Source organism: Marinobacter flavimaris, from assembly GCF_002933295.1.
Taxonomy (GTDB): domain Bacteria; phylum Pseudomonadota; class Gammaproteobacteria; order Pseudomonadales; family Oleiphilaceae; genus Marinobacter; species Marinobacter flavimaris.
In genome coordinates this window covers 1-8,634 of record NZ_PSSW01000026.1, presented here as the reverse complement: position 1 = coordinate 8,634, position 8,634 = coordinate 1, and the positions used below count along the sequence as shown (strand labels likewise).

8 protein-coding genes and 4 tRNA genes are annotated in these 8,634 nt (G+C 55.8%); all 12 read left to right on the top strand.

The annotated features are described in order from the left end of the window. Positions 1-304: 304 nt before the first annotated feature. Complete coding sequence (locus MDHKLMBL_RS20480; protein ID WP_104272549.1) at positions 305-1,504, top strand: hypothetical protein; 1,200 nt, start codon at positions 305-307, stop codon at positions 1,502-1,504. 10 nt (positions 1,505-1,514) lie between these two features. Continuing rightward, complete coding sequence (locus MDHKLMBL_RS20475; RefSeq protein ID WP_104272547.1) at positions 1,515-2,594, top strand: hypothetical protein; 1,080 nt, start codon at positions 1,515-1,517, stop codon at positions 2,592-2,594. Further along, the gene (locus MDHKLMBL_RS20470; RefSeq protein ID WP_092034372.1) at positions 2,591-3,139 is read left to right on the top strand and encodes a hypothetical protein; all 549 of its coding nucleotides are present in this window, start codon (positions 2,591-2,593) and stop codon (positions 3,137-3,139) included. The genes MDHKLMBL_RS20475 and MDHKLMBL_RS20470 overlap by 4 nt, the downstream gene beginning before the upstream one ends. Positions 3,140-3,159: 20 nt before the next feature. After that, a complete protein-coding gene (locus MDHKLMBL_RS20465) occupies positions 3,160-5,562 on the top strand; it encodes a DUF6160 family protein (protein ID WP_104272545.1) in 2,403 nt (800 codons plus the stop codon). A gap of 102 nt (positions 5,563-5,664) precedes the next feature. Further along, complete coding sequence (locus tag MDHKLMBL_RS20460) at positions 5,665-6,630, top strand: biotin--[acetyl-CoA-carboxylase] ligase (protein WP_104272543.1); 966 nt, start codon at positions 5,665-5,667, stop codon at positions 6,628-6,630. Next, positions 6,627-7,361: a type III pantothenate kinase gene (locus MDHKLMBL_RS20455; protein WP_008174817.1), complete on the top strand. Its 735-nt coding sequence runs from the start codon at positions 6,627-6,629 to the stop codon at positions 7,359-7,361. Before MDHKLMBL_RS20460 ends, MDHKLMBL_RS20455 begins: the two co-directional genes overlap by 4 nt. Further along, positions 7,358-8,032: a hypothetical protein gene (locus MDHKLMBL_RS20450; RefSeq protein ID WP_227510665.1), complete on the top strand. Its 675-nt coding sequence runs from the start codon at positions 7,358-7,360 to the stop codon at positions 8,030-8,032. Before MDHKLMBL_RS20455 ends, MDHKLMBL_RS20450 begins: the two co-directional genes overlap by 4 nt. Before the next feature lie 31 nt (positions 8,033-8,063). After that, positions 8,064-8,139, top strand: a tRNA-Thr gene (locus MDHKLMBL_RS20445). Positions 8,140-8,178: 39 nt separating this feature from the next. Then, positions 8,179-8,263, top strand: a tRNA-Tyr gene (locus MDHKLMBL_RS20440). Positions 8,264-8,274: 11 nt separating this feature from the next. Beyond that, positions 8,275-8,349 (top strand) — tRNA-Gly (locus tag MDHKLMBL_RS20435). A gap of 14 nt (positions 8,350-8,363) precedes the next feature. Next, a tRNA-Thr gene (locus MDHKLMBL_RS20430) sits at positions 8,364-8,439 on the top strand. 51 nt (positions 8,440-8,490) lie between these two features. Continuing rightward, on the top strand, positions 8,491-8,634 hold a 144-nt coding region (locus tag MDHKLMBL_RS20425), incomplete at its 3' end, for a GTP-binding protein (RefSeq protein WP_241956285.1).

The window sequence follows — 8,634 nt, the reverse complement described above, 5'->3', positions numbered from 1 at the left end:
ACTCAGAAGTGAAACAGACCAGCGCCGATGGTAGTGTGGCGTTGCCCATGTGAGAGTAGGTCATCGTCAGGCTCCTAATACCAAAAACCCCAGCATCCTCGATGCTGGGGTTTTTTATTGCCTGAAATTTGGCAAATGCCAAAACCATGACGCTGCGCACAGTGACAACATGTAACCGAGGTTACACTTCTGTAAAAGAACTGGCTAAAACAACATCAAAAATCCAAGCCAGCCTCAGAGACGCTCATCAGTCATCTTTAAATCAGCCGCCAATAACAAGAAGCGGCCGCGGTGAGATGTGACTATGAGTAAACCATTTTATTCGCTTCTCCTCCTGCCTTTACTGGCCTCGGGGGTCAACGCCGAACTGCGCCCGATTTCAGATCGACAGATGTCTGAAGTCACAGGGCAGGCCTTTGTATCGGTTGACCGCCAGTACCATCCTGATGCCAACGACAACACCGCCTATACCCGGGTCAATCTCGGAATGGACATTGAAATCCAGACCAATGTGGATGTGCTGGAAATGGGCCGTTACGACCGGGAAGGTGAGAAACCGGGCACTTCGGATGTCTATATTGAAGATTTTGCCCTTGGTTACATTAACAATCAGGCTTACTTTGACGCCAATCCCAAAGCTCCGAGACAGCGAAAGCCCGATGGCAGTACCTATGCCGAGGGGGAAATCGTTCCTTTCTTGATCCAGAATCCGTTTCTGGAGTTCGCCTTCGATGAACAAACTGAGGAAGTGGTCGGCTTCCGACTGGGTTTCGGTGAATCCATGGGTGTCCTGTCCGGCAAGATTGAAACGCTGACTGGCAATGTGAACGTGGACATCATTGACCGCGGTGAAGGGCTGAGCCAGGCCAGCTCAAGCGGTAACCTTTTTGACCAAATCATCGTGCTCCTCACCCCTCTACTCGAAGGCGGTAGTCCATTATCCACCAAGGCAGAGCTGGTTTACGGTGCGGAGGGCGATCCAAACATTGGCTCCCTGGACCCGGTAAGAGCGGAATTCATCGGTATCCCGGATGGCGAACGGTTCATTCTCGAGGGCGCAAGCGGCTTTACCCGCTGGTCGGTAAAGAACCTGATCGGCTGGGGGTCGAGTTCCCGAATCGAGGTTCCGGATTGTTCCTTTTTCAGCTGTTCAGGCGGTGACATTTATGTTTACGCGGAGGACTGCCTGGTCCTTGGAATAGATTCCTGTTTCGACCTGGATATCTATAACAGCTTCCCGGTAGGAGAGGTTGGTGAGGTCAATGGCGAGCGACGTATCACCGGGCCGGCCGACGGTGCTTTTATCTCATTCCAGACCAAAGATCTTGATTGGCTGAAGGATGTAAAGAAAACAGACTTCACGCCCGAAGATTTTATCAAGGCCACATCAGGTGCCTTCTTCAATATTCCCAACGGCGCTACTGAGGTGAATCTCAACGAGGCGCTCTATGGCACCCAGCGTTACCGCACCGAATACATCGACCGCGGCAAAGGTCTGTTCTGAGGAGCTTCGTATGAAATGGTTGAGTTTCAGTCAGCTTCCTGTTTTCGCGCGGCTCCTTCCGGTGATGGCGGCTGTTCTGGCCGCCCCATTGCCTGTTGAGGCGGAACTTCAGGGCCTTTCGGAAACTGAAATGTCCTCGATTGATGGAGCCGGGATCGGCCTTGTACTGGAGAATTTCAAATTCTCCCATGGAACGGATGAGCCGGATGCCTCGGGAGAGCAGGCACGCATTTTCCGGATTGGCGGGATCAAAAGCACCGACGGCCGTGATGTCGATATTACGGTAAACCATCTCTACATCGCCGGGGCCAATAGCAACTACGGAGAGACCCTGGGCCCGGTTAATCTCGGGAGACTCCTGAACCCGTGGAAAATTGATGTGGTGGATGGCAATGATATTGGTATCGCTAACAAGGCGGTGCTGGAGTTCGCAGCCAGTGCCATGGTCAATAGCGACCAGGGTTATGACTGCATGGACTCCGGGGCCGGTCCTGGCAGCGGCACCTGTTCGAGTCGCCCGGCGTCCGCTGGATACATCGGGGAACGAGCGGACATCGGCATGCAGATGAACGTGGCAGTTGGTGACGACCGGTCTGCCAATATCAATATCCACGCAAAGAGTGCTGTCATCGATGGTAGCTATCTGCGCCTTTGGGGCGATAAGGATCGGCGTCAGATGGTCGGCCAGTTCAAGCTGAATTTCTATTCCCCGGAACTTTCTATCAATGCCTGCGCACAGGACGGTTCCACCTGCGGATCACGAATACTGATGAGCAATTTTGCGCTCGAACTGGCGATTGGCAACCAGCTTCAACCGGTATTCTTCGACGTTGATGGCAGTGGAAACTTTGTAGTGGAGGTTGCTGCAATTCGGCGCCCTCAGCCGGGCGAGATTGGTGCCGACGGTCTCCGCGGCAGCAGTGATGCGGACGCCTGGGATTTCTACGAGTCCTACTACACGAACCCGGAGTTTCGCAGCAATCTCAAGATCGGAAATTTCAGTGTTGGCGACCGCGATTTTGGTTCGGCCCGTGTACAGGGAATGCTGATACAACACTTGAACATTAAGACCAGGGATCTGAGCCAATGAAATCCTTTCTGCGCAGAACAATACTTGCTCTCCCTGTTTTTCTGTTTTCACTCCCCAGCCTTGCCGAACTCGCCCGCCTGGGAGATGAAGCTCTCTCGCATATCTCCGGACAGGGTGGAATCTACCTGTCCGGCGACATCAGCATTAATGAAATGGGTGGCCCGGTTGAGAACAGCTATTTCGGACGCTGTGATGATGCTGACAAGAAGTGCGGTGCCCGCTTTGCCTACCGTCTGAAAGAGGACGGGGGATGGATGGTTCTTGATGATATTCGGGGCAATTTCGCGTTTGAGGGCCTGACACTGCGGGTCCGCAAAGTCGATTCCGGATTCGGTGGTGATGGCGAACTGTTCAATCGGGATGTGCTGGAGCTTGGGCTACCCAATACTGTTCGGTTCAACGACGTTCAATTTAAGATTTCTTCCAGCAGCACGGCCCGGCCCACCGACCCCGGCTTTCAGCAGACCGACATATTCTCTGTTGATATGCGAGGGGACGTTGTGATGGAAGGAAACCTGCTCGTGTTTCCGGCGGGGAATCCGTGAGATTGAAGAGGTTAACTGTTATGGGCTCGCCAGACGGAATCAAACAACTTGCCACGATTGCCACTGGGCTGTTTTGTGTGGTCCTCGCCTCCCCGGTGGTCGCTGACATGAAAAGCCTGGACGATTCCACTCTGGCAAACATCAGCGGCCAGAGTGGTTTGTCCGTAGAGCTCGATCTAGGCCTGACGGCAGATCGACTGTCCTATGTTGATGATGGCAACGGCATCCATCTGGACGGTTTTCGCATTGGTTCCGCCGTTGATCCTTCTGGTCAGGCATTCCACCTGATTCGCATCGATGTTGAGGAGGATACATCCCTTAACCTAGATTACCTGGTGAAAGACCGACGGATCGAGTTCGGTGATATCCGGCTCGCAGGGGCCCCCGGTGTCACTATGGGGGGGATCTTTTTCGATCATTCTCTGGAAGGGTATTTAAATATAAGGCAGGGCAGCTCCGTTGGCGGGGCCGGATATACCTTTGACTCCGCCTACACGATGACCGGCGGCCGTCTGGGATATCGCACCAATGGCAATGAAGTTTTTCTGGACGATATCACCATGAATGTGGAGGCACTGGGAGTAACCCTGGATGTGGTCGGCGACACTCTGGCTCTGAATGCGCCCAGAATAACCGGGGATTGGGAGGTCGGCGCGATTCGTTACAGCAGCAACCCCCTGAATCATGGCGTATCCGTCGATTCCGGCAACGGACAGCCTCTGCCCAGCTATGGCAGCCTGAGTGGAAGTTACGAGCTTTCCTCCAGCACCAGCCTGACTGCCGGCGGCCGATCCGGGGAGGGCCTTCGAATCGATAACGAGACCGTTATACACTCGGCCTCTTTTCTATATAGGGATGACGGAAAGGCCCTCGCGTTTCGAGACATCACTGGCGTCTATCGGATTAACGACCTCCGGCTCGATGTAGCGACCGACTGGCAGAATAGATCGGCCCTGGCCCTGACCCTTGGCTCCATGGATGGTGAATTCAGCATTGGCGCTATTGAGGTGGGTGGCAATGGCAAGAGCATCGGTCAGGTGAATGTCAGCTTTTTGCTTGAAGATCAGGTGTTCAACGGCCGCAGCTATTCCAATGCGATCTATCTGCAGGGGGGTGGACACCCTGACGCCGGGCCGCAGGGCTTGCGACTTGCCACTGAATGGAGTCTTCGGCTTGCCGATCTCAGCTACACCGAAGACGGCAACCGGGTGATCTTCAGTGGCCTGCAGTCCTGGGGGCAGGGCGATGTAACGGTCAATGTAACTCGAGATGGCGTCACCAACGGTACCGAGTTCTTCGATGGTCTGCGGATTGGTTTCGAGGACATCAGGGCCGGCTACCGGATCAACGGTCTGCGAGTAGGAAGTGATGACGCCCCCTTGCAGGGTGGCACAGAGCTGCTGCTGGCACTGGGGTTCTATCCGGCTTACGAATTCGAGCTTGATGGCCATGTGACGCTCGGCGCAGGAGGCGCATCGGGTGAGGGGATTACCATCAATTCCGATGTCAGCATCAGGAACGGCAAGGCGGCGATTATCGCGGTGCCCTACGATGAAGGTAATGGTGAAATTCCCCAGAAGGGTCTCTGGATTACCGAACTGGATTATGACGCCCATGTGCGCGACATGACCGTTGATGTCAGCCAGGAGGGGCTTGCGGTGATCAAGGGCGAATCCTGGAGCACCATGGATATCGGCAATCTGAGAATCGGCGACAAGGAGTCCGGTCAGAGTTTCGGGAGGTTCGTGATTCAGAAATACGAAACCGGCAGCAGCATGACCGTCGTCCCCGGCGGGGCCGGCGATGTCTGCGCCGGTGGCATGGGTGATAGTCCATCCGCCTGTGCGGCTTCCGGAGGCGTCTGGGAAACCCGGGGTGAGGAGGGGCTGACGGTCCGCCTGAAGCAGGTGCTTGCCAAGGCCATCAATGAAGCCCGGAAGAACTCGCTGACCTGGGAAACCAACCGGCAAAGCAGCGGTGTTGGTGAGGCCATGAACGGAACCGGGACGAGCCTCGTTCTGAACGATATCCATACCAGCGATGGTGGGGACTTCGATGGTGATGGCGTAGACGACAACTCGTTTGGGCTACGCACTGATCTTTCCGTGGATGTCTATCAAACCCGGGTTGTGAAGAAGGAGGACGGTTCGGATGCAATGGGAGTGACAGGCAACCGGGGCGATGAAAAAATCATGGATGGTTCGTCCGCTGCCGGCTACCGCTATGTCTCCAATCCAACCCTCGCCGAGGCCGACAACAGACCGCTCGGGTTTGCGGTGAAGGCGAGAAGCCGGTTCAAGGAACTCTCGATCAACAATATCGACCTGGTTCATCCCGTTGGTGGTGCTCAGACGGCCGTCTATGGCGTCAAAATGCAGAACTTTGATATCAAGGCCAATCTGACCGCAACCCCGATTCCCTGATCTTCCCGCAGGCGGTTCGCAAAGCGACGCCGCCAACTTTGTCTTTTTCCCTTCCCTGGTGTTTAATCCGGCCTTACCCAATTTGATGGCTGGATGCACTTTATGAAATCCAAAGCACTTATAGAGCTGCTCGGTGACGGTCAGGTTCACTCCGGAGCCGCGCTGGCCGAAAAGCTCGGGGTTAGTCGTACCGCAATCTGGAAGCAGATTCGTCGCGCGATGGAGGAAGGTGCTGACATTGCCACGATTCGCGGACGTGGATATCAGCTGGTGTCCCGGGTGGACCTGCTCGATAGGGCACGGGTGCTTCGTGAAATTGCCGCCGGCCGGGAGCAGGAGCTTTCACTGACAGTCCTCGACGAGGTTGACTCGACCAATGCCGAGGTGATCAGGCAGATTACCGCCGGAAGCAAAGGTGTCCCGGTTGTTATCGCCGACTGTCAGACGTCCGGCCGAGGTCGACGGGGGCGTGTGTGGCAAAGCCCCCGGGGCGAAAACCTGTACCTGAGCATGGGGCTCACCTTCCACGGCGGCTTCAGTGTACTGGATGGGTTAAGTCTGGTGCTCGGCGTTGCGGTGGCCAATGCCCTGGAACGACTGGGAGTGCCGGAGGTCGGACTCAAGTGGCCAAATGATATTTTTCTGCCGGACGGCAAGCTTGGCGGCATCCTGGTGGAGCTCCAGGGCGAGCTGGAGGAAGGCGTGGTGCAGGTAATTGCGGGTATCGGGCTGAATGTACATATGTCCCGGGCTGATGGCGTCGATCAACCCTGGAGCAGCCTCGCCAGGGCCTGCCCGCAAGTCGAGTGGTCGCGCAGCCAGATCGGCGGTGCAATCATCGATGCTGTATTCGATGCTGTTGCGCTGTTCTCGGATATCGGGTTTGCAGATTTTCGGGAGTCCTGGCAGCGTCGCGATGTGTTCATGGGAAAATCGCTCAAGGCCCGGGGCGGTGATGTCGAAGGTGTCGGTTGTGGCATTGATGACGCCGGCAACTATCAAATCCGGACCGAAAACGGGCTTGTTCCGGTGCGCGCAGGGGAAATCAGTCTGCGAGTGGCAAAATGAATCTGTTTATTGACGCGGGTAACACCCGGCTGAAGTGGTGTCTTGCAAACCAGGATGAGGTTCTGGCCTCGGGGACCGGCTCTCTCGAAGACGAGAACCCCCTAGGCATGTCGGGAGAACTGATCGGAAAGGTTGTGTCTGTCGCCATATCCACCGTCGCGTCTGAAGAAAGGCGAACTCATTTGGCGGGCTCCGTCGAGAAGCTGTGTCAGGCGCCGGTTCGCTTTTACTGGTCGGAACAGTCCCGGAATGGCCTCATGAACGCCTACCAGGATGTCTCGAGAATGGGGGCTGATCGGTGGCATGGAATGTACGGTGCCTGGCTCGATCACAGGCAGGGCTTTGCGGTCCTGGATGCAGGCAGTGCCGTTACTGTCGATTATGTTGATCGGCATGGTCAGCATCTGGGTGGTTATATTCTTCCTGGCCTGCAGATGATGCTGCGCAGTCTCCGGACCGATGCCGCCCGGATCTGGTTCGACCCGGACCAGGGGCTGGCAACGGACCCTGGCAAGAGTACCGGAGAGTGCGTGAACCATGGTCTTGCCTGGCTGTCTGCTGCGATGATTGAGCGGGTGATCGCTGACGCCCGAAAACTGTCACTGTCTGAAATTCTGGTTACTGGCGGCGATGCTGACCGGCTTATCGGTCTTGGTCTGCCCGGTATTTCTCGCCCGGATCTTGTGTTGTCGGGCCTTCGTGCAATTCATGCGGAGGAAACCTCCGGATGAGGTGGTTGGCGTTGGTGCTGGTGCTGGTGAGTATTGCTATTTATTACCTGCCGGACTTCGTGGGGCCATCGGGCGGCATGGCCAATGTTGCCAGTGGCAGCCTGCCAAGGGTGGCCAGCCTCAAGTCGCCGGGGCCGGAAGACTCCGGTGTCGGGCCTGGTGCACCCGCCGACGAATCCGAAATGTCCTGTGCCCGCCTTGGATGGATTGAAACCGCGGAGCGCGCCCGAAGACTGGTGGACAGTCAACCTCTCGCGGAGGAGGCGGGTTTCAGGATTGAAGAAGTCGAAAGAGAGCTGGCACCCCTTCACTGGGTTCTTATTCCACCCCAGCCCGAGGCTGTCGCCCTGAGCCAGTTTCGTGACATTCAGAGGCGGGGGATCGACTCCTATCTGGTTACCGAGGGCGAAAACCGCAATGCCATTTCGCTGGGGCTGTTCGAGTCCCGCGAATCTGCAATTTCCGTGCTGGAAGAAAAAAAACGTCAGAATCTTAATGCGGTACTGGTCAACTTCCCCCGAAATCAGATAAGCTACGCGCTCTCTTTTGAGGCGGAACCGGAACTCGCTGAAGAACTGGTTCAGGCGGTGAAAGTGGATTACGGCAGCAATTTTGATTTCGTTGAAATCAGGCCTTGTGAAGGTGTTGCAACGCCAGAAAAAAATCCGTAGTATACCGCCCTCGCTGACGAGGCGAATGTGAGCTGGCGTAGCTCAGTTGGTAGAGCAGCTGACTTGTAATCAGCAGGTCGGGGGTTCGATTCCGTCCGCCAGCTCCACTTTAAGTTTTGACGGATTTGCTCACGCGAATCCGACTCGGAGGGGTTCCCGAGTGGCCAAAGGGATCAGACTGTAAATCTGACGGCATCGCCTTCGCAGGTTCGAATCCTGCCCCCTCCACCACTAAATTGCTCGCGGGCATCGTATAGTGGCTATTACCTCAGCCTTCCAAGCTGATGACGCGGGTTCGATTCCCGCTGCCCGCTCCAATTTGTTTTGTAATGCTCATGTAGCTCAGTTGGTAGAGCACACCCTTGGTAAGGGTGAGGTCGGCGGTTCAAATCCGCCCATGAGCTCCATTATTTATCCGGTCAACGTTACGATCCTGGTTGATTAGGGAGATTGGTCGAATGTCTAAGTCTAAGTTTGAACGTAATAAGCCGCACTTGAACGTAGGCACCATTGGTCACGTTGACCATGGTAAAACCACTTTGACTGCTGCCCTGACCCGTGTATGTCACGAAGTTTGGGGTACAGGCTCTGCGAGTGCCTTC